Origin of the sequence: Salinibacter sp., assembly GCF_042218895.1 — a bacterium.
Lineage (GTDB): Bacteria > Bacteroidota > Rhodothermia > Rhodothermales > Salinibacteraceae > Salinibacter.
Genome location: NZ_JBDGQQ010000084.1, coordinates 1 through 22300, shown reverse-complemented (window position 1 = coordinate 22300; position 22300 = coordinate 1). Strand labels below are relative to the sequence as shown.

14 protein-coding genes are annotated in these 22300 nt (G+C 63.9%); 9 read left to right on the top strand and 5 right to left on the bottom strand.

All coding sequences use genetic code 11. The features are described from left to right. The first annotated feature begins 18 nt into the window (after window positions 1-18). The 3 genes from ABEL04_RS07765 to ABEL04_RS07755 all read left to right on the top strand — a co-directional run bounded on the left by ABEL04_RS07765 (window position 19) and on the right by ABEL04_RS07755 (window position 5343). Window positions 19-1020 carry a zinc-dependent alcohol dehydrogenase family protein gene (locus ABEL04_RS07765; RefSeq protein ID WP_375801832.1) on the top strand — a complete coding sequence of 334 codons (1002 nt, stop codon included), beginning with the start codon at window positions 19-21 and terminating at the stop codon, window positions 1018-1020. A gap of 165 nt (window positions 1021-1185) precedes the next feature. After that, window positions 1186-4095, top strand: coding sequence for an aminomethyl-transferring glycine dehydrogenase (gene gcvP, locus ABEL04_RS07760; RefSeq protein ID WP_375801814.1), 2910 nt, complete (start codon window positions 1186-1188; stop codon window positions 4093-4095). A gap of 156 nt (window positions 4096-4251) precedes the next feature. Then, a complete protein-coding gene (locus ABEL04_RS07755) occupies window positions 4252-5343 on the top strand; it encodes a macro domain-containing protein (RefSeq protein WP_375801813.1) in 1092 nt (363 codons plus the stop codon). 152 nt (window positions 5344-5495) lie between these two features. Here ABEL04_RS07755 and ABEL04_RS07750 read toward each other — a convergent pair whose 3' ends face one another. Then, window positions 5496-6872 carry a hypothetical protein gene (locus tag ABEL04_RS07750; protein WP_375801812.1) on the bottom strand — a complete coding sequence of 459 codons (1377 nt, stop codon included), beginning with the start codon at window positions 6870-6872 and terminating at the stop codon, window positions 5496-5498. 465 nt (window positions 6873-7337) lie between these two features. Here ABEL04_RS07750 and ABEL04_RS07745 point away from each other — a divergent pair, with 465 nt between their 5' ends. Further along, window positions 7338-9641 (top strand): DPP IV N-terminal domain-containing protein, encoded by a 2304-nt coding sequence (locus ABEL04_RS07745; RefSeq protein ID WP_375801811.1) that lies wholly within the window; start codon window positions 7338-7340, stop codon window positions 9639-9641. Between the two features lie 93 nt (window positions 9642-9734). Here the strand turns inward: ABEL04_RS07745 and ABEL04_RS07740 are convergent, their stop codons facing one another. After that, window positions 9735-11015 (bottom strand): glutamate-5-semialdehyde dehydrogenase, encoded by a 1281-nt coding sequence (locus ABEL04_RS07740; RefSeq protein ID WP_375801810.1) that lies wholly within the window; start codon window positions 11013-11015, stop codon window positions 9735-9737. A 161-nt stretch (window positions 11016-11176) separates the two neighbouring features. Beyond that, complete coding sequence (proB, locus tag ABEL04_RS07735; protein ID WP_375801831.1) at window positions 11177-12307, bottom strand: glutamate 5-kinase; 1131 nt, start codon at window positions 12305-12307, stop codon at window positions 11177-11179. 297 nt (window positions 12308-12604) lie between these two features. Between proB and ABEL04_RS07730 the strand changes: the two genes are divergently transcribed. The 5 genes from ABEL04_RS07730 to ABEL04_RS07710 all read left to right on the top strand — a co-directional run bounded on the left by ABEL04_RS07730 (window position 12605) and on the right by ABEL04_RS07710 (window position 18862). Continuing rightward, the gene (locus ABEL04_RS07730; protein WP_375801809.1) at window positions 12605-13570 is read left to right on the top strand and encodes an ATP-binding cassette domain-containing protein; all 966 of its coding nucleotides are present in this window, start codon (window positions 12605-12607) and stop codon (window positions 13568-13570) included. A 79-nt stretch (window positions 13571-13649) separates the two neighbouring features. Further along, window positions 13650-14375 carry an ABC transporter permease gene (locus tag ABEL04_RS07725; RefSeq protein WP_375801808.1) on the top strand — a complete coding sequence of 242 codons (726 nt, stop codon included), beginning with the start codon at window positions 13650-13652 and terminating at the stop codon, window positions 14373-14375. 99 nt (window positions 14376-14474) lie between these two features. After that, the gene (locus tag ABEL04_RS07720; RefSeq protein WP_375801807.1) at window positions 14475-16085 is read left to right on the top strand and encodes a GldG family protein; all 1611 of its coding nucleotides are present in this window, start codon (window positions 14475-14477) and stop codon (window positions 16083-16085) included. A gap of 54 nt (window positions 16086-16139) precedes the next feature. Next, complete coding sequence (locus ABEL04_RS07715; protein WP_375801806.1) at window positions 16140-17168, top strand: DUF4340 domain-containing protein; 1029 nt, start codon at window positions 16140-16142, stop codon at window positions 17166-17168. An 854-nt stretch (window positions 17169-18022) separates the two neighbouring features. After that, on the top strand, window positions 18023-18862 hold the full coding sequence (locus ABEL04_RS07710; protein ID WP_375801805.1) for a UDP-2,3-diacylglucosamine diphosphatase: 840 nt from the start codon (window positions 18023-18025) through the stop codon (window positions 18860-18862). A 51-nt stretch (window positions 18863-18913) separates the two neighbouring features. Here the strand turns inward: ABEL04_RS07710 and ABEL04_RS07705 are convergent, their stop codons facing one another. Then, the gene (locus ABEL04_RS07705) at window positions 18914-19834 is read right to left on the bottom strand and encodes a hydroxymethylglutaryl-CoA lyase (RefSeq protein WP_375801804.1); all 921 of its coding nucleotides are present in this window, start codon (window positions 19832-19834) and stop codon (window positions 18914-18916) included. Window positions 19835-19983: 149 nt separating this feature from the next. Beyond that, window positions 19984-22191, bottom strand: a complete 2208-nt coding sequence (locus ABEL04_RS07700; RefSeq protein WP_375801803.1) for a M16 family metallopeptidase — start codon at window positions 22189-22191, stop codon at window positions 19984-19986. Window positions 22192-22300: the final 109 nt, after the last annotated feature.

Below are 22300 nucleotides of genomic sequence, written 5' to 3'. Positions count from 1 at the left end.
ATGGCTACGCCTTCCACAATGAACGCCTGGGTCATCGACGACTTCGGCGGTCCCGAGGTCTTCGACAAGCGCGAGCGCCCCGTGCCCGAGCCCGACGACCATGAGGTTCTAGTTCGGGTCCACGCCACGAGCGTCAATCCCGTCGATTACAAAATTCGGCGGGGCGATGCCGCTGGCCTGTGCCCCGCCCGCCCCGCTGTTCTGCACGGCGATGTGGCCGGGATTGTGGCGGCGGTTGGGGAGGCCGTGTCGGACATTGCCGAGGGAGACGCCGTCTACGGCTGCGCGGGCGGGTTTACCGGTGCCCCGCACGGCGCCCTGGCCGACTATATGCCCTGCGACGCGCGCCTGCTCGCCGCCATGCCCGAATCGCTGTCGGCCCGCGAAGCCGCCGCGCTTCCCCTGGTGACGCTCACCGCCTGGGAGGCGCTCCTGGACAAGGGCGACGTGCGCACCCTTCAGCGCGTCCTCGTGCACGGCGCCACCGGCGGGGTGGGCCACGTAGGCCTGCAACTTGCCAAGTGGCGGCGGTGCGAGGTGGCCGTGACGGCCTCGGGACAGCACAAGCTCAACCTTGGGGCCGACCTCGGGGCCGACCGGCTCATCGACTACGAGGACGAACCGGTCGACGACTACGTGCACCGGTGCACCGACGGGGAAGGGTTCGACCTCGTCTTCGACACCGTCGCCGGGGACAACCTCCGCCGATCCGTAGAGGCTGCCCGGCTGAACGGCGCCGTGGCGACGGTCGGGGCCGCGGCGGACAGCGTCCTGCGAATGGCTCAGCGCAAGGGCCTCTCGCTACATCTCGTCTCGATGCTGATTCCCATGCTGCACGACTTCGACCGGGCGCATCACGGCGAGATCCTCCAGTGGACGGCCGATCTGGTCGAGGAGGGTCACCTGCGCCCGCTCGTTGACGATCGCACGTTCACCTTCGACGAGATTGGGGAGGCCCATGCATACGCCGAGGCCAAGAAGCAGATCGGAAAGGTTGCGGTTACACACCCGGACGCCTGAGGAGCCCCGGGCCCGGGCCGGTCGTTTATCCGCGTGAGGCGTTGCCCGTCCGTTGCAGTCTTTTCAGCAATTCCGGACAACAAGGCGCGCTCACAAGACATACATTCAGGTGCGCATTCGTCATGGTTCTCTGGTTCGTTTTCTCGCCCAACGTTTCGCCCTCAGATGTCCATCGACCTTTCGTTCGCCGACACGTTTGACCGCCGCCACATTGGTCCCGACGAGGCCGACGTGGAGGCCATGCTCGACACGCTCGGCGCCGAGTCGCTCGACGCGCTCGTCGACGCGGCGATCCCCGACTCAATTCGTACCGACGCGCCGCTCGACCTGCCGCCCGCCTGCACCGAGCAACAGGTGCTCGATGAGGCTCAGGACCGCGCCGAGGACAATGAGAACTGGCGGTCCTTCATCGGGATGGGGTACTACGGCACCCACACGCCGCCCGTCATCCAGCGCAACATCCTGGAGGACCCCGCCTGGTACACGCAGTACACCCCCTACCAGGCTGAGATTGCGCAGGGACGGCTGGAAGCACTTCTCAACTTCCAGGACATGACGATTGACCTGACGGGCATGGAGATCGCCAATGCGTCGCTGCTGGACGAGGCGACCGCCGCGGCCGAGGCGATGATGATGCTCAACCGGGTGGACCGCCGGAGCGACGCCTCCACGTTCTACGTGGCCGAGGATTGCCACCCCCAGACGATTGAGGTGATAAAGGGCCGCGCCGAGCCAATTGGGGTGGACATCATCGTAGAGGACCCTGAGAACTTTGTCTTCGGCGAGGACACGTACGGTTGCCTCCTCCAGTATCCGACCACCGACGGTGCGGTCCACAACTATCGCGACGTCGCCGAGCGGGCCCACGATGCGGACGCGTACGTGGCCGTGGCGGCGGACCTGTTGAGCCTCACGCTGCTGGAGGCCCCGGGCGAGTGGGGCGCGGACGTGGTTATGGGCTCCACGCAACGCTTCGGGGTGCCGATGGGCTACGGGGGCCCCCATGCCGCCTACTTCGCCACGCGCGAGGATTTTCAGCGGCAGGTGCCCGGACGCATGATCGGCGTTACGAAGGACGCCAACGGCGAGATGGGGCTCCGCATGGCGCTGCAAACCCGCGAGCAGCACATTCGGCGGGGCCGGGCCACCTCCAACATCTGTACCTCGCAGGTGCTGCTGGCCGTGATGGCCTCGATGTACGCCGTGTATCACGGGCCGGACGGGCTGCGTGAGATCGCCACACGGATCCACGACCTCACGAAAACGCTTGCTGAGGGGCTGGAGCGCATCGGCCACTCGGTCCGCCACAGCGCCTTCTTCGACACCCTGCGCGTGGACCTTGCGGGCATGACGCAGGAGCAGGCCCGCGAGCGAGCGGAAGCCCACGAGATCAACCTCCGCTACTACGATGACGGCTCGGTGGGCGTGGCACTCGACCAGACCGTGAGCGCCGAGGACCTCGATGCCCTCTTCACCATCTTTGGCGCCACGAACGGGCAGAAGCTGTACGCTGAGGACCTTGCCGCCGATCTACAGAGTGGCTACGACGGTCCCATGCCGCGGCAGACCTCCTACCTCGAGCACCCTGTCTTCAATCAGTACCACTCGGAGGGGGAGCTGACCCGTTACATCCAGTCGCTGGCCGACAAGGATCTCTCGCTCGTCCACAGCATGATTCCGCTCGGGTCATGCACGATGAAGCTGAACCCGACGGCGGCCCTCCAGCCCATCTCGGACCCGCGGTTTGCGGAGCTTCATCCCTTCGCGCCGGAGGAGCAAGCCGCCGGCTACCACCAGGTGATCGAGGAGCTTTCGGACTTCCTCACCGAGATCACCGGATTTGACGATGTATCGCTCCAGCCCAACTCCGGTGCGGCGGGCGAGTACACCGGCCTCCTCATCATTCAGGCCTACCACGAGGCCCGTGGGGAGGGCCAGCGCGACGTGTGCCTCGTTCCGGAGTCGGCCCACGGCACCAATCCCGCCAGCGCCAACATGGCCGGGATGGAGGTGATCACGATCGACTGCGACGAGAATGGCGACGTGGATCTCGACGACCTGCGCGAGCAGGCCGAGGCGAACAGCGATCGGCTGGCCGCCGCGATGATCACGTACCCCTCTACGCACGGCGTCTTCGAGGAGCACGTCGAAGAGATCTGCGATGTGGTTCATGAGCACGGCGGCCAGGTTTACCTCGACGGTGCCAACGTGAACGCGCAGGTGGGCCTCTGCCGCCCCCGCGAGTACGGCGTGGACGTGTGCCACCTCAATCTGCACAAGACGTTCAGCATTCCGCACGGCGGCGGCGGACCCGGCGTTGGGCCCGTCTGCACCGCCGAGCACCTGACGCCCTTCCGTCCCGGCCACCCGGTCATGGAGACGGGCGGGAATCAGAGCATCCCCGCCATCGCCGCGGCGCCCCACGGTAGCGCCCTCATTCTGCTCATCTCGTGGGCGTACATCAAGCTCCTCGGCCCTGAGGGCCTTACGGAGGCGTCGAAGGTCGCCCTCCTCAACGCCAACTACGTGGCCGACCAGCTCGCCCACCACTACGACATTGTATACCGCGGCCCCAATGATCGCGTGGCCCACGAATTCATCCTCGACTTGCGTCCGTTCCGGCAGGAGCTCGACATCTCGGAGCAGGATGTGGCGAAGCGCCTGATGGACTACGGGTTCCACGCCCCCACAATGTCGTGGCCCGTCGTCGGCACGCTCATGGTGGAGCCCACCGAGAGCGAGTCGAAGGCCGAGCTCGACCGCCTCTGCCGCGCCTTCAAGGCCATCCGCAGTGAGATCGAGGCGGTGGAGACGGGAGCGCTAGAGACCGACGAGAGCATGCTGAAGCAGGCGCCCCACACCGCCGAGATGCTCGCCACCGACGAGTGGGACCATCCGTACAGCCGCGAGACGGCGGCCTACCCGGCCGACTGGGTGCGCGAGAACAAGTTCTGGCCTAGCGTGCGCCGCGTGAACGATGCGTACGGCGACCGCAACCTCTTCTGCTCTTGCCCGCCGACCGACGCCTACGAGGCAGACGAGGAGGAGGAACTGGAGTCCGCACTGCAGGCGTGATTGCTTCCCCCCACTTCTTCCCCGGGATGCCTTCCGTCGTTCATCAGCGCCGGAAGGCATTTCGTTTTTTGGTGCACGCGGACGACTACGGCCGTGCCTCCTTCGGGGGTGCGAACGGGCTTTCGTACGAGAGCGGCGGCTTCTTTCGGTCCAGTCATGGTTGAGATCAGACAGGGGGACTTGTTCGACGCCGACGTCGAGGCGCTCGTGGATCCGGTCAACTGCGCGGGCACGATGAGCCGGGGCGTATCCGCGCAGTTCAGGGTTCGGTTTCCCAGGAATGCAGAGCGGTACCGGACCGCCTGCAGCAACGACCAACTCGCCCCCGGAGACGTGCTCGTGTTTGATCGAGGAGGGTTGTTCGGCGATCAGGACGCCGGTCCGCGGTACATTCTCAACGTTGCCACCAAGGCACACTGGAGCGGCACTTCGAAGCTGAGCCAGATCGACGCAGGCGTGGCGACGCTGGTCCAGGAGGCAAAAGCCCGCGATCTCGCCTCTCTTGCCCTTCCGGCACTCGGGTGTGGGGGCGGGGGCCTGGACTGGACGGATGTGCGTCCCCTCATCGAATCCCACTTTGCCTCCCTTGCCAGCACCCAGGTGCTTCTCTTTGCGCCGAGCGATGTCCGCGTCGCGACCAGGGACGCAGCGGGCCGGGAGCAGCCCACGATGACTCGGGGTCGGGCGCTCCTGCTGGTCCTCATGGAGAATTTCAGGGACGGGGACGGTTGGGTCACGGTGCGGAACGTGCAGGCACTGGCCTACCTGCTTCAGAACGCTGGAGAAGAGCTGGGGCTCCGCTTCGAGCCCGGTGCGTACGGGCTTCATGCGAGCGGCCTTCCCCGCGTTCTTCAGCACATCGCGGGGCATTTCATTATCGCTGGCGAGGAGCCCCGCCGGTCGGAGTCAGCCGTCCGTCCCCGTCCAGACGCCATCGACGAGGCACGACGTGTGATCAAGGAAGCCCCCGACGCTGAGGAGCATCTGGCGAGCGTGCGGCGCTTGATTGCCGGTGCCAGCACCTCCGACGACCTCGATCTGCTCGCTGTGGTGTTGTGGATCGTCCAGTCCACCAGTCGCGCACGGCGGCGGCCCGAGGCGGCGGTCCGGGCCGTGCAGAACGACAGCCGGTGGAAGAGTGAGCGCTTTGCCCCCGAGGACCTCGCGGCGGCGTGGCGACGTCTCCGGACGGAAGGCCTGCACTCCTTTGACACACGCGACGACGGGGAGCATCTGGAAGCGGGCTAGCCGAGGAGTCTCCTCCTGCCGGGCTCGTCCCGTCTCTCCAAAAAGAAAGCGCACCCCACCGAAGCGGTGAGGTGCGCTCTGAGGGTCGGACCAAGGCCCGGCCCCTGGTTGGCATTGGCCCGACCACAGTGTCGTTCTGTCTGGTCTGTCGGTTAGGAGTGGCCGTGGGCGCTCACGTACAAGAGGGCCTTCGCGGCGGCCTCAGCCGTCGACGCGGAGGTTGTCGCCTCGAAGGAGGTCTTGGCGGACGCCTGTGCGCTGCTGTAAAACGTGTTGTACGCACTCACTGCCGCCCCCGCAGCCCCGTCGAGGGTGCCTCCAATGTTGGCAAGGGCCGTAAACAGCGCCTCCAGGCTTCCTTCGATCTCTGTTTCCGCCACGGCGATCGTGGCGGCGCTGACCCCGAAGGTACTCTCCATCTGCGACTTGACGCTCGCCTCGTACGTTGTCTTCGCGTCGGCGACCGCATCGATGGAGGCGGCGGTCCTGAGGTCTGTCTTCAGCTGCTGGCGAGCCTGCACCAGCGCATTGATCGTTGAGTTGCTGGCGCCCTCCGCCTCGAAGATCGCTTCTTCGACCCGGGCGGTCGCCTCTGCGCGGAGGAGCTCGGCCTGCTTGCGAAGCCCGAGCGCGGCGTCGCTGGAGACCGTGCCGCTAACCTCGATCATGACCGAGGTTCCGGCCTGGCGAGACCGGGCCTGCGACTCGGCTGTTCCACCCGCCTCGACGTAGAGGTTGGCCATTCCGTCCTCGAAGGTCGTCATCACCTCGGCGCGGCTTCTTGTGCTGCTGGCCGTTGCGAGGCCGGATTGCAGGTCCGCATACAAGTTTGCCTTCGTGTCCGCGACTGCGTCGGCGCTGGCGGCCCCTTCGGCCTCCGCGTTCATCTGGGTTTCCGCCCTCACAGTCGAGGCGATCGCGGCGGCCACCTTGCTGGCCTGAGTCGCCCCGGCATTGAGGTCCGCCGCTGCGTCGGCGTTTACGTACATCGCTACGTCCGCCGCCGTCACGCCCTTCTCGTGACTGGAGGCCTCATCTTCGGCCTTCGCCTCCACGTAAACGTCGGCCTCGGCGGCCGTCTCGGCGGTCATGGGCTGGGCCTGCACCTGGCGCTGGCCGCCGGTCATCACAATCACGCTCGAGGAAAAGTCTCCCTCGCCCTGGGCATTGAGCCGAACGACATTGGAGATATTTTCTCCCTCAACTGTAATCGTAAACTCTCCGTCTGCGTTGGTGGTTGCTTCTCCCTCAAGCGCGCGGGTCATGCCATCGGCCCCTACACTGACGGCTGTTACCATCGCGCCCTCGACCCCGTCCCGGGCTGTCTTCGAAGGGGTCGCGCTCGCTGTACCGGAACCGGAAGAGCCGTCAGTGGTGACCCGACCGGTGATGGTCTTCGATTCAGGGTTCTCGCTCATTCCGCCTCCGTTCGAATCGCAGCCCGTCATGGCGAGGCCCATGACCAGAACACAACCAAAACAGAGCCGAAAGGAGCGCGCAAGTACGTCGGTCATGCTACGGTACCTCATGCTTGTCTGATGGAATGATGCGAGAGAATTCTTCAAGCCGAGCCCGCTCACCCGCGAACTGGGCTTGCCAATCTGCAATCACGCTGCTTTTACTGTACACCACGGCGGCGACAGAGTCGTGAGGATGAGTCAAGGACTCGCCTATGATCCGGTAATGATTCGCTGATCTCCCCCGCAAGCCCCTTTGGGGCACCCCCACTAGCTGCCTCGCATCTGAGGAGCGCCTTTCCGGAGGAGTCCCGTGTCCGGCCCCACGCCAGACGGCCTCTTTTCCCTCTGTCGACCGACATTCCGGCGACACAGTCCAGTGAGGGCACGTCCTGCGTAGATCATGCGAGGCCCCACGCCGGGCAGGACGACACCGGAACTCGACGTGCGATCGACGATTGGCCCGCGTCTTGCACTGGCAGTTCCTCTCAGCCGCTTTCCAAAAGACGCACTCCTGTTTAGGCCCCTGCTCTTCCCATGTCCGACGAAGCTCCATTGCGCGAACGATTTGAAGGCGGCTTTCGGGTCGGCGACTGGTTCGTCGAGCCGATGCTCAACCGAGTTCAGCTCGACGACGAGGAGGAGGTGCAGCTCGAACCAAAGGTGATGGAAGTCCTCCTCTGCCTGGCCGACCGGCCCGGCGAGACAGTGACGAAAGACCAGTTCAAGGACGAGGTCTGGACGGAAGCCGTCGTTACGGACGATGTTGTGTCTCGGTGCATCTCGGAGCTCCGTACGGTGTTCGACGACGACCCCAACGACCCGTCGTACATCGAGACGATTCGGAAAACTGGGTATCGGCTGATTGCTCCCGTTCGGCGACCGGAGGCCTCCGACCTCACGCCCACGGACGAGGCGGAGCCCCCCTCTGTCTTGGGTAAGGCGGAGGGCCGTGCGCCTCCGGTGCAGCGCCTTCTCCGATCCCTCTACCAGAAGATCCAGACCACACACGTAGACGCGGGGGAGGAATGGGTCCTCATTGCGGGCGGGACGATTCAACGGAGGTGGATTCTCATCATCGGCGGTCTTCTCGGGGGCCTTCTCATCGTCGGTCTGGTGTTTTGGCTGGCGTCCGTGGTCCCCTCAAGCACCGGCACGTCCCCGATGTCGGTGAGGCCCTTCACAAGCTATTCGGGGGAAGAATTCGATCCTGCGCTGTCCGCGTCGGGCACCCGGGTCGTCTTCGCGTGGCGGCAGCCCGATAGCCTGGACCAGAACATCTATCTCATGCAGCGAGGGGCAGAGCGCCGGCTTCAGCTCTCCCCCGACTCGACGATCGACTGGAGCCCTACCTGGTCGCCGAACGGCCGGTACGTTGCCTACGTGCGAGAGACAGAGGGGACCCACCAGATTTCCATCGTTCCCTCAATTGGAGGGCAGGGACGAATAGCCCTCAACCAACCATACCGAGCGATTCAGAGCGTCGCCTGGGTTCCGGACACGTCCCGCCGCGCCCTCGTCTTCTCGGCGCGCCGTCGTCCGCACCAGGCATACGGCCTGTCCCTGCTTCTCCCCAACGCCGACTCGACCGTGTCCCTGACGACTCCTCCCCTGTGGTCGAAGGGAGACACGGAGCCGACCGTCTCTCCGGACGGCTCGCACATTGCCTTCGTGCGGAGTCCCGTTCAGGGCAGGGGGGATATTTTCGTGGTGCCCATTTCGGGGGGCTCGCCAACCCGGATCACCACCGATAGTACCACCATCGACGGCCTCACGTGGTCGGCCGACGGGTCAGAAATTCTGTTTACGGCACGGCGAGCGGGCGTATCGGGACTCTGGAGGGTCGAGGCTGACGGGAATGGCTCCCCCACCCTCGTTCGCTCGGCCAGCGAGGGGACGGCCTTCGGCGACCCGACCCTTTCTGTCCAGTCGGCGCAGCTGGCCTACACGCAGCGGTCATCCCAGCTCGACATTTGGAAGCTCGATCGGTCGAGCCGGGTCGCTGAGTTTACGGCGGAGTCGCTGTTGTCGTCCACGCAGGACGACACGAACCCGAGCATCGCCCCTGGAGGCAACCGCATCGCCTTCGTCTCGACCCGGTCGGGAACCTCTGAGATCTGGGTCGCCTCGTCGGATGGCTCTAACCCGGCTCCCCTCACGTCGCTGGACGGCCCAGAGATTCGCTCCATTGCGTGGTCGCCCACGGGCGCTCGCCTCTGCTTTGTCGCGCGTGAAGACGGAAAGTCCGACCTGTACATGGTTTCTGCGTCGGACGGGTCGTCCTCCCGCCTCACTCAGACAGACTCGGAGGACCTCATCCCTCGATGGTCCCAGGACGGTCGGTGGATCTACTTTATCTCGAACCGGACGGGTCAGTGGGAGGCCTGGCGGGTTCGCACGTCCCCGAAGGCCCGGTCTGTCCAGCAGGTTACAACCGGCGGGGCGGTGGCCGCCCAGGAATCTGCGACCGGCTCGACCCTCTACTTCGTCCGGCCCGACACCACCGGCATCTGGACTGCTTCCCTGGACACGACCCGCTTTCCCTTGGAGACCGAACCGTCGCCCCAAAACGCCATCATTAACACCATCGTGCAGTTCGATCCCCAGGACCGGCGAAGCTGGTGGGTTGGGGAAAGCGGCATCCACTTTGTTCACCGGCGTCCCAACGCGGCAGTGCTGGCCTACTTTGATTTTTCGTCGCGCCGCATTCTGCCCCTGCACGGGTTTTCCGACTGGAAAGCCGTGCAGGACGTGGCGGTGGGCCCCGGCGGAGCGTGGTTCGCATACACCCACGTGGTTCGGCGCGAGAGCGACATCATGCTCGCAGAGAGTTTTCGATGAGCAACGGGCACGGGCCTGCCCCAGACATGTGCCCCCAGAAGTTCGGGCCACGGGCCGCCCCACACCGCCCCCTTGTGCGACGGGACGGCTCGGCTACGAATCGACGGGATGCCGGGTCTCACCGTCCCCGTACACCACAAACTTCTCGGTGGTGAGCGCGTCGAGCCCCATCGGGCCGTAGGCGTGTAGCTTGGTGGTAGAGATGCCGATCTCGGCGCCCAGGCCCAGCTCGCCCCCGTCCGAGAAGCGGGAAGACGCGTTCACAAGCACCACCGACGCGTCCACCGACCGCACAAACCGGCGGGCCGTAGGCAACCTGTCGGTGACGATGACTTCGGTGTGGTTCGATCCGTATTCGGCGATGTGGTCCATGGCGGTGGCGTCGCCGCTTACAACCCGCACTGCGAGCGTGAGGTCGAGGTACTCGGCAGCGTAGTCGTCCGCGGTGGCCTCGTCTACGCCAGGCAAGAGTTGTCGCGTCCGATCGTCACCCCGGAGCTCTACGCCTGCGTCGTCGAGGAGCGCTTTGGCGCGGGGGAGGAAGTCTTGGGCCACGTCCTCGTGCACGAGCATGGTCTCCAGCGCGTTGCAGACACTAGGGCGCGACACCTTGCCGTCCAGCAACAGGTCCTCGGCGATGTCCAGGTCCGCGTCCTGGTCTACGTAGAGGTGGCAGACGCCTTTGTAGTGCTTGATGACCGGGATGCGGCTCGTCTCGTCGACGAAGCGGATGAGCCCCTCACCGCCGCGGGGAATGACGAGATCGATGTGCTGGTTGAGCGTTAGCATCTCCTGCACTGCGGCGCGGTCGGTGGTGGGGACAAGTGTCACGGCAGCCGGATTGACGTCCTCGGCCTCCAGGGCGCGGTGCAGGGCCGAGGCAACGGCCTGGTTGGAGTGGAACGCGTTCGATCCGCCCCGGAGCAACACGGCGTTGCCCGCCTTAAAGCAGAGCCCGGCGGCGTCGGCGGTCACATTGGGGCGGGCCTCGTAGATCATGGCGATGACCCCCAGCGGAATGCGCATTTGTCCCACCTCGATGCCGCTGGGGCGCCGGGTGGTACCGGACATCTCGCCGACCGGGTCGGCAAAGGACGCCACGTCCCGGAGCGCGTCGGCCATCTTCTGGATGCGCTCCGGCGTGAGGAGGAGCCGGTCGATCAGGGCTTCGGACAGGCCCTCTTCACGGGCCCCAGCCACGTCGGTCTCGTTGGCGGCCAGGATCTCATCCTCCGCCCCTTCAAGCGCGTCGGCCATGCGGCGCAGGACGCGATTCTTGCGGTCGGTCGAGAGGGTACTGAGCTTGCGGGCGGCATCGGCGCAGTCGGCGGCCAGCGATTCGACAGACGGGGTTGCGGTGGCGGTATCAGGCATGGGGGCGACTGAATCTGTTGGTTTGCGTTCGGGGGACAATGCGCTATACACAGAGCGGGCGACGGTGCTCCGACGGTTATTGCGTATTTCGTATTGCGTAGTGCGTGTTACGTCCTCCCCGTCCGTTTGCGCTATACGCAATACGCACTGTGCACTACGCATCACCCATCCACCAGCACGAGGTCGTCGCGGTGGATGACGTGGTCGCTGGGCGCGTCGTCGAGCACCTCCGCGATGGCGTGGCTCTGGCGGCCCCGGATGCGCTTCAGGTCGTCGGCCCCGTACTGAGTGATGCCCTTCGCGACGCGGACAGGGCCATCGCTGCCCTCGTCCGGCACGACCACCTCCACGGCATCGCCGCGAGCAAACGGGCCCTCGACGTCCACAATGCCGGCCGGCAGGAGCGAGGCCCCCTGGTGCCGCAATGCCTGCGCGGCGCCCTCGTCCACCACAATGCGACCGGTCGTTGGGAGGGCATGAACCATCCAGTGCTTGCGGGCAGAGCGGGGCTGCTCGGCCGGACGGAAGAACGTCCCTGGCATTTCTCCTCGGCTCAGGGCGTCGAGATGCTCCCCTTTCGTGCCGTTGACGAGGACCGTGCCGATGCCACGATCGGTTGCCTTCTCTGCCGCCTCCACTTTCGTCCGCATACCGCCCGTGGCGGTGGCGCGGCGGGCCCCGCCTACCATGTCGTAGACCTCATCGGTAATGGCCTCGACGACAGGGTAGCGCTCCGCGTCTGGGCTCTCGTGCGGATCGGCGTCGTAGAGCCCGTCGACATCCGAGCAGATGACGAGCAGGTCCGCGCCCGCGAGAACGGCAACGAAGGCCGCGAGGTTGTCGTTGTCGCCCACCTGGAGCTCCTCGACGGCCACCGTGTCGTTTTCGTTGACGATGGGAAGGGTCCCCCGGTCAAGCAGCTCGTTGATCGTGTTTTTTGCGTTGACGAAGCGGGCCCGGCGGCGCAGGTCATCGTACGTGAGCAGGACCTGTGCGCAGGGCACGTCAAAGAGGCGGCGCCAGTGCGCCATCAGGAGGGGTTGCCCAATGGCCGCAAGCGCCTGCTTCTCTGGAATCGACAGGCCCGATCCTGGATGCCCGTCGCCCTGCGCTGCAAGCCCTGCCGCCACCGCCCCCGACGAGACCAAGATGACCTCGTTTCCCTGCCGCTGACTCTCGACGATGAACCGGGCGATGGGCAGGAGATAGGTGGTGCTGCAGCCCCGTTTGTCGGGGGCCACGAGGGCACTGCCCACTTTGATAACGGCCCGGTCCCAGTCCGGAAGGGCAATAGGGTCCATGGTGGAGGGGTAGGGCGGAGGAGCCGAACGTCGGGGAATGCTTTTCTGGAATGTAGGAAACGACTGCCGAAATGTGGAACTGGGGCCACGCCCCAAGGCCCAGTCCCGAGAGCATTCTCCCCTCCCGATGGCACGAATCTGAGCATATTTTCACACCATCTCCGAAGGAAGAAAACAATATCATCCACCCGTCTCCGTTCCATGAACCTGTCGGTTTTTTGCTGGTTATGCCTGTAGCACCCTCCTCCTAGAAGGTAGTCTTTGAACAGATTCTCGCGCCGACTTTCCATGGGTATCACCGCGTCGAACCTGACGAAGGTTTACGGCACCCAGAAGGCTGTCGATCACGTGAGCTTCGAAATGAGCACCGGCGAGGTGCTCGGATTTCTTGGCCCCAACGGTGCCGGCAAGACGACGGCGATGCGGATGCTGACATGCTTCCTGGAGCCCACCTCCGGCACCGCCACGCTTGAGGGCTACGACATTCACAATCACCCTCGAAAGGTACGGCGGCAAATCGGGTATCTGCCTGAGGATACCCCGCTCTACACGGACATGTCCGTCGTCGATTACCTGCGCCTTTCGGCCCAGCTCCAGTCGGTCCCCGAGTCACGGATCGACGGCCGCATTCAGGAGATGATGGACGTGTGCGGCCTCGGCCCCGAGCGTCACAAACGAATCGGGGAACTGTCGAAGGGATTCCAGCAGCGGGTCGGGCTCGCACAGGCCCTGCTGCACGACCCGCCCGTCCTCATCCTTGACGAGCCCACGACCGGACTTGACCCCAATCAGATTGTCGAGATTCGGGAGCTGATCAAGGAGGTTGGGAAGGAGAAGACGGTCATGCTCAGTTCTCACATCCTGAAGGAGGTGGAGATGACATGCGATCGCATCCTTATCATCGACCAGGGTCAGATCGTGGCCGACGGCTCCACCGAGGAGTTGCGCAATCAGTTTATGGGGGGCACTCGCCTGCGGGTGCAGGTGGACGCCCCTGCTGACGCCGACGTGGACGACGCGCTGGACGGTCTGGAGGAGGTGGCGTCGGTCCAGCGGACGAACGGCCACTACGAGCTCTCCGCCGCGCGCGATGCCAGTCCCGCCGCCGACGTGTTTCACCTCTGTGCCGACCGGGGCTGGGTGCTCACGGAGCTGACGCCTCTTGAGTCGAGTCTTGAGGATGTGTTCCGCGAACTGACAGAAGCGCCGGAGTCCCCGGCCGAGAGGGACACGACCGAAGCAAACCCCGCCTAGCGATCTCCCTCCGCCGTCAACGGCCGGGTGCCCCCTTCTTCTCGATTCGATTCCGCGACCAGAGCCCACTGACGCGACCATGCACGCCGTCTGGACGATCTGCAAGCGCGAGGTCAACGCGTTTTTCGACTCCTTGACCGCGTACGTGCTCCTCGTCATCTTTCTCGGCCTGAGCGGTACATTTACGTGGCTGTTCGGGCAGGGGGACATTTTTTTCGTTGGGGAGGCGTCGCTCGATGTCTTCTTTCAGGTCTCCTTCTGGACCCTGTTTTTCTTCATCCCGGCCGTCACGATGGGCATGATCGCCGAAGAGCGGCGCAGTGGCACCCTTGAGATACTGGCGACCAAGCCGGTGAGCGATCTGCAAATTGTGGCGGGCAAGTGGCTGGCCGCGTTGGGCCTCGTGGCGATTGCACTCGCCTTCACGCTTCCCTACTACGTTACCGTCGCTCAGCTCGGCCCCATTGACCACGGGGCTACGATCAGTGGTTATATCGGACTCCTCCTTGTGAGCGCCGTGTACGTAAGCATTGGGCTTTTCGCCTCGAGCCTCACGACGAATCAGATTGTCGCGTTTCTCTCCAGCCTCTTTATCGCTGTGTTTCTGCACCTGCTCTTTGGCCAAATGACCAGCATCCTCCCGGGCCTCGCGGCGGACATCGTTGGCTTTCTGGACCTCCAGGGTCATTTCCGGACCTTGTCGCGGGGCGTGATCGACACAGCATCGGTGCTTTACGTCGCGACTCTCACCGTTGTCGGCGCCCTCGCCGCTACGGTGTCCCTCAAGAGCCGAAGCTGGCACTAACGCGGAGACGAGTTCCTGCGAACCTCTACCCGCGCTCCCCCGGTGGACGTTCGCGCGTCCGGCACTCACTCCCCCACGAACGAGACGCTTTTCGCTCCCATGTCGAACCTATTCGCAGGCTTTCTTGCGAACCGGCGCGAATCGATTTTTCAGGTGCTTCTCATCGCCGGCAGCCTCATCGCGCTCACCTACACGGCCAGCCAGTTCCTATGGCGGGCCGACCTTACCGCCAACAACCGCTACACGCTTGCTAAGGCGAGCCGCAACATCGCTCAGAACTTGAGCGACCCCATCACCGTGACGGCGTACTTCTCGTCTAACTTGCCGCCCCGGCTTCGACGGACGAAGGAAACATTTCGTGCCCTCCTGGAGGAGTTCCGGGCCGCCTCGGACGGCAACGTCGAGTACAAGTTCGTCAATCCGAACGAGAGCGATCAGAAGGCCAAGGCCGCCCGGCAGGCGGGGGTCCGGCCCATCACGGTTGACGTCCGTCGCCAGAACAAGATGACTCAGAAGCGGGCCTACCTTGGGGCGGAGTTTCAGTACCAGGGCCAGAGTGAGGTCCTTCCGTTCGTGGAGCCCGAGTCGTCGATCGAGTACCTGATCGCGAACACGGCGCGGAAGCTGACGCAGGAGAAGAAGTCCGTCCTGGGCGTGCTGCAGGGCCACGGGGAGCCGTCCCCGAGTGCCATGTCGCAGCTCCGAAATGTTCTGAAGGGGCGGTATCGGTTCCAGACCATCTCGGGCGTGGACACGACAGGCGTCCCGCCGAGCGTGGACGTGCTTCTCGTGGCCCGACCCGAGAGCGAGTTGTCCACGCAGGCGGCCCTCGCCGTCGATCAGTACGTGATGCGGGGCGGCCCCGTGATCTTCGCACTGAACCGCGCGCAGACCAACCTGCGCTTCGGGCAGGCCTCGCCAACACAGACAGGCCTCGAGCCCCTGCTCTCCAGCTACGGGCTCCCCCTCAAGCCTACTCTCATCCGCGACCGAAACGCCACCCCCATTCGGGTTCAGCAGCGGCGAGGAGGGTTCCGAGTCATCAACCGAATTCGGTATCCCTACTTTCCCCAAATCTCGACCTTCTCGGACCATCCCATCACCAAAGGGTTAGACCAAACCGTCTTCCGGTTCGTGTCGTCGCTAGACACGACGAAGGTCGATACGACGGCGGAGCTCACAGTGCTTGCCCGCTCGTCCCAGCAGTCCGCCAGCGTGTCTCTCCCTACCAGTATTCGCCCACGACAGGAGTGGACCGTTTCCGACTTTCAGGGATCCTCAATTCCGGTTGCCGGATTGCTCGAAGGAACGTTCTCGTCGGCTTACGCAGGGGTGGATACCCTCGCCGTGGAGCGCACGAAAAGCCCGAACACGAAGGTGATGGTGGTTGGCGACGGCGATTTCATCGTCAACGGCGCGTCCCAGCGGGGCCGTCAGGGGCAGCAACGTCGGCGGCAGCTTCCGGAGGGCAATGTTAACCTGATCGCCAACAGTGTGGACTACCTCGCGAACGAGGCGGGTCTAATTTCTCTTCGCACGCAGCGAGTGACCAGCCGTCCCCTCAAGCAAATTGCGCCGGCGACGAAGACGACCTTGAAGTACCTGAACGTTCTCCTTCCCATTCTGCTAGTGATTGGATACGGGCTGGTGCGGTATCGTCGGAACCAGGCCCGACGTGAGCGCTGGAGAGAGGCTGGTCTCGATTCCTGACAAACCGGCTTTTGCCGCTCCTTCGACGTTCGTCCCCAAAGTTCGCCACCGGCCATGACCAACGCGACGAAAACCCTGGCAGTTGTTTTTGCTGGCACCCTTGTCCTTGCCCTCGCCACCACGTGGAGCGGTGGGGGCGCTGCTTCAACTGCGGCGTTCCAAGGGGAACTGTTCGCCGTGGATACCTCCCAGGTGCAGGCGATCCGCATCGAACGCACAGACGCTCCCTCGATTCGGCTGGAGCGCGCCGACGGAACGTGGTCGGTCGCGCCTACCGATACGGCGGCGACCTATCCCGCCAGCACGCAGGCGGTTCAGCGGCTGCTCCGGAGGCTGCCCTCGCTCGAGGTGGGGGCCGTTGCGACGCGACAGCCCGACAAACATCCTCAGTACGGCGTGGACAGCACCGGAACAAAGGTGACGATGCTCGGAGCGGACGGGCAGACGCTCGGACAGCTGATCGTGGGGCGCACTCAGATGCAACGTCCGTCGTCGGGCGGTCAGGGACAAAGTCCCATGCAGCGGATGCGCCGGCGTCGAGGAATGACCCCCGTCACGTACGTTCGTACGCCCGACAAGCCGGACGTCTACTCGGTCGAGCAGTCGCTCAACTCCCTCGTTGAGCGGGGCCTTGAGGCGTGGCGCAACAAGACCATCTGGACACTCGATCGCTCGAACATCCAACGTGTCAAGTTCTCCTATCCGGCCGACAGTTCATTCACCATGCAGCGCGTCGTCCAGAAGGACACGACCGCCGGGTCCGCCGAAACCGCAGGCACGTGGGTTTCGGCGGGGGACACGCTCGACACGAGCGAGGTTTCGTCACTGCTTCGAGAGCTATCGTCGCCTGAGGCCGACGGCTTTGCCGAGAACACCTCCCCCAGCGCCGCCGGAGACACCTTGTACACTGTACAGCTCCGGCTCAGCGACGGGACGCGTCGGGCCCTCCGCTTCCATCCAGCGGACGCCGACAACCGGTATCGGGCAACCGCGGACGGTTATCCGTACGTGGCTCAGCTCCGGGCCAGCAACTGGGACAACAGCGTGCTGCAGGGACGCTCGGCATTCCTCAAAGGCGAGTAAGCCTGTCTGGCGAATGGCTTCTGCCCGCGCCCTTGCGGCCCCCGCGCCGTGAAGCTCCCTTGCGTCGCGGCATCGGGGGGTTTCAAGTGCAGGAATCATTCGTGCCCCTTACTGCCCGTATCCCGGTGTCGCATCTATCCGCTAAACAGACCCTCAGTCTTTCTTCGGGGTTCCCCAAGACGGGATAGAGCGGGGATCTCGTCGCAGTTGCGAGGGACCAACTGCCTGTATGTTTTTCGTCGGTACAGGTGTGTCCTCTGATTTGTGATGTGTACTGCCCGTCATGCCGCATTCGAGTGCCTCGCGCCTCAAGCGTGCCGTGCACCAGAGCGCTCTCCTCGCAGGGGGTACTGGAGTGCCTCTTCCCCCACTGATTTCGAGGCCTCATCTACACCCAGATCTGGGAGGACTCACGGGTCGACGGAACCGTCTACGATCACATCCACGTTCTCGCGCCCTGTACGATTGAGGGAACCGTGTACGCCAGTACCGGCGAACGGGTCGAAAGCTGCATGGCGCTCGTCGAGGACGGCGACGGGCAACTTTCGGTGCGCCCGTGGACCTCTCTGGCGTTCCCTGCTGCCCCCCCGGCGGGCGACGGCATCGGGCATGGCTCATCGGTCTCGCTCCTTCCCCGTATCTCTGAGCAGTCCCGCCCCCTCGGTTTTGGCGCCTGAATGTCCCGGCGGGCCACACGCCCGTTAGGGTGAAGCGGTCGTTAATCCCTACGGACCGTCGGAAAAACGCGGAAAACGGGTGCACTTTCCACCGGCCTCATTTGCGATTAACGGGGCGGTGCTTCCTTTTTTGTAGCAGTCGTGTCCCCCGACTTCTCTCCGTCTCAACCCCAGTTCATGGAGCCCACGACACACTACCGGACGATCTGGATTTCCGATCTCCACCTGGGGACGCCCCAGGCCAAGGCGGAGTTCTTGCTTGATTTTCTCCGCCGCCACGAAGCGGATCGCTACTACCTCGTTGGCGATATCTTTGACGGCTGGGCCCTCCGGCGGTCCTGGTACTGGCCCGCCTCCCATAACGAAGTCATCCAGGGGCTCCTCCGGAAGTCCCAGAGCACGAACATCACCTACGTGCCGGGCAACCACGACGAAGTCGCCCGCGACTTTCCCGGCCTGCAACTCGGCGGCATCACCATCCGGGAGAAGGCGGTCCACACGACGGCAGACGACCGCCAGTTCCTCGTCGTACACGGCGACGAGTTCGAGGGCGTGGTGCGCCATTCCGAATGGCTCGAGTTCCTCGGAGGATGGGCGTACTCTGGGGTTCTCATGATGGACCGCTGGCTCAATCGCCTCCGTCGTCTCTTCAATCTTTCCTACTGGTCGCTCTCCAGCTACTTGAAGCACACGACCCAGCAGGCAATGCGGTTTATCAGCGACTTCGAGGAGACGGCGGCCCTTGAGGCCAGCGACGAGGGGTTCGACGGAGTCATCTGCGGTCACATTCATCATCCCCGCATGCGGTCCATCGAGGAGACGAAGTACGTCAACATCGGGGACTGGGTCGAGAGCTGCACGGCCCTCGTTGAGCACCTGGATGGGCGACTTGAACTCCTGCGCTGGATCCCGGGTGGGAACGGCACACAAGAGGCCATCGCCACCGAGGCGCCGATCAGCCGAGACGGGAAGGCGACGCCGGCCGAGGCGCTTAACTCCGGGACGCAGTCGACGTAGACCGGTGGACTCCACCACCTCTTCGGGCGCTCCCCTTCCGGTGGAGCGGGACTACACAGATGCTGCCTCCGCCCCCGATCGCTGCAGGAGTCGGTGCAGCTTGCCCGGAAACTGCTTGCCGAGAAACGACTCAATGCGGCCCGACGCCCTGCCGACGGCCGTTCGGTCTATCCCGGTCTCAACGCCGAGCCCGTCGAGCAGATACACGGTATCCTCGGTCGCGATATTTCCGGTGGCCCCGTCGATGAACGGGCACCCTCCCATCCCGGCGAGCGACGTGTCGAACCGATCAACCCCGCACTGCAGGGCCGCGTAGACGTTGGCGAGGCCGAGGCCGCGCGTGTCATGGAGGTGCAGCACGAGCGGGGTGTCGCCGATGGCCGCCTGCACGGCCCGGACGCGCTCCTTGATCATGCGGGGGTGGGCCATGCCCGTCGAGTCCGCCAGCGAGATCGATTCGACCTCCATCTCTGCAAAGTGCTGGGCCATCTCCACAACCTGGTCGAGAGGCGTATCCTCGGGCTCTTGGTACCCGAACACGGTCTGGAATCCCATCTGTGCCTGGATTCCATGCCCGTGGGCGTAGCGGACCATGTCTTCGGCCTGAGCGACGGCCTCGTCGACTGTCATGTTGGCGTTATCTCGGCTGTGCTGATCGTGCGTGGCGACCGAGAGATCGACGTGAGACAACCCCGCTGCGTTGGCACGCTCCAGTCCTTTCTGGTTGAGCGCGAGTCCCGCGTACGTCACGTCGTTGCGTTCGGGCAACCGCTTGCAGACGTCCTCGGCGTCCTTCATCTGCGGCACCCACTCCGGGTGCACGAACGACGTGACCTGAATGCGCGGCAGGCCGGCGTCGGCGAGGGCCGTGATGAGTTCGACCTTCAGATCCGTAGGAATGAACTGGTCCTCAAATTGGAAGCCATCGCGGGGGCCGACGTCGCACAGCTCCACCGTGCTCGGAAGGGACATGAGCGGTTGGCAGGTTTGGCGTCAGAAGACTCTTTTCCTTCTAACGCGAACGTCTGGACGACCGTTCACGGAACAGGTTTCCATAGAAACGCCCGGCACTCCAGACGGGAGCGCCGGGCGCAACGGGCTCGCGAAGAGAACGGTCTCGTCTACTTCTTCGACGACGTGGCGCTGGTCGAGAAGAGCCCCTCGCCCAGGTCCGCATTGATCGTGACCGTCTTGAGCGTCACCTCGGCGGCCTTCTTGCCTCCTTGATAGGTGACTGTTTTGTGGGGAATCATCACGCCGGACACCTTCTTGTACTTCTTAAAGACCGACGCGGCGTCCTTCGGGCCCTTCCGCGTCGTCGCCGTGTACGACAGGCGCGCAGGACGCATTGACTCCGGCTTGAGGTACAGCGTGTACGGATCGCCGACCGGGGGCGAGACCTTCAGGGCCTTGTACGTGGTGCCCTTGACAGTCTTCGTGCCCTGATCCTGCACCACGAGGCCTTCGTGATCGATGTTGGCCATGAGGTAGGGAACGCTGCGCCAGAGACTGGCCTTCTGTTGCTTGATCCGCTTCGACGGCATGGACCGCGAGCGTCCGCCCATCTTCATCGTGCCGCTATCCCCATCGACCATCATGATCATCTTCCCGCGTGGGGTCTTGATCTCAGCCCGAACCTGATCGGGAAAGGCCTGCACCATCGTCACGTCCATGCTCATCGTTCGGCCCTTCCGCGACATGGTCCGGGTACCTTTTATCCGTATATTTTTGATCTTGCCAAACTCATCTCCGCCGAGTGCGCTTCGGGCCTTCTTCAGGACCTTCATGCCGGCCGCCTTCGCCTTCGCCGATACGGGCTTCTGCTTTGTCTTCTCCCCGGGCGGGCTGGTCGGAATCGAAATATCGATCGTATTGACCGATCCGTCTTTCGTGAGCGCCGACAGCGAGTCGCTGAACTTCTTCCGATTGCCCACGACGAGGATGTGGGACTTCTCGGGGTGAAGGTACTTCTTCGCCACCGACAGCACATCGTCAGGCGTCACCTTCTCAACGGCGTCTTTCGTTTGCTGGAGGAAGTCCGACGGGTAGTCGTACGACTCGTACGCCATGCGCCGGCCCAGAATTTCCCGCTCCGCGTCGAAGTTAAACACGAAGGAGTTCATGTAGCTCTCCTTGGCCCTCTTAATCCGCTTTTGGGTTGGGGCCTCTTTCTGCATCTTCTTGATTTCGTTCATGACGGCCTCAGTGGCCTTCACGGTCGTGCTACTCTTTGTCCCCACACTGGCCGTGAACTCCCCCGGCATTGTGTAGCCTGCCCCGTAACTGGCTCCCACCGAATAAGCCAGGCCCAGTTCGTCCCGCACCTTGCGGAAGAGTCGTCCGACGAAGGGGGCGCCCAACACTTCATTCATGACCTTCACCGCCGCGTAGTCGGGATGGTCCCGCGTGATCTCTCCGATGTGTCCGATCCGGACCGTGCTCTGATTGACGTCACTCTTCGGCACGACGTTCACCGAGTAGGAGCGCTCCGCCGACGGCTTCGGGGGCGTGGGGGGCGTAAAGTCCTCCGGAGCGGTCCAGTCGCCAAACTGCTTCCGAAGTTTTTTCTTCATCGCCTGGGTCTCGAAGTCGCCCCAGACGCTTAGAATGACGTTGTTGGGGTGGAAGTACTGATCATGGAAGTTTACCAAGTCCTGCCGCTTGATCCGGTCGACGGTGTAGTATTCGGGCGTACGGGCATATGGACTATCCTCACCGTACAGAACCTGCTCGAACTCACGCGAGGCGATTCGACTCGGACTGTCGTTGCGACGGGCAATGGACGACTTCACTTGGCTCTTCGCCTGCTGGATCTTCTTCTTCGCGAAGGCCGGTTCGCGCAGAATCTGAGCGTAGACCGGCAGCACCGTGTCTACGTTTTCGGTCAGGGTCGACATGTAGGCCGTTCCGGACGTTTCGCCGATGTTTGTCTCCACGGTCGCCCCAAGGTTTCCGAGTACCGTGCTCAGGCTATCCGGGGACATCGAGGCGGTCCCTCCAGTACGCATAACGGTACCGGTAATGGTCGCAAGACCGCGCTTCTTCGCGGGTTCGTACACCGATCCGACCCCAATGCGGGCTACCGCATTGATCTGCGGGAGCTCATGATCCTCCAGCAGGAAGATGGTCATACCGTTGTCGAGCTCGAGGCGCGTTGGATCCGGCACCTTGAAGTCGCGGAGGTCCGGATAAGTAAGCTTCTTCACGTTGTAGTCGGCCGTGCGGATTTCCTCCTTCTCCTGGGCGGTGGCCGGAGAAACAACGAGACCGACGAACAGCAATGTAGCGAGTGCTACGGTGGCGAAGATTGATCGGTGAATGCGGTTCATCGTAGGAGACATTGATCTCGACTAAGCGTTGCGAAAAAACGAGTAGAGGAGGCGCAGACAATTGCACGGTTACTTCGCAGAAGCCGTGGGTTGCTCTTTCTCCTTCGTC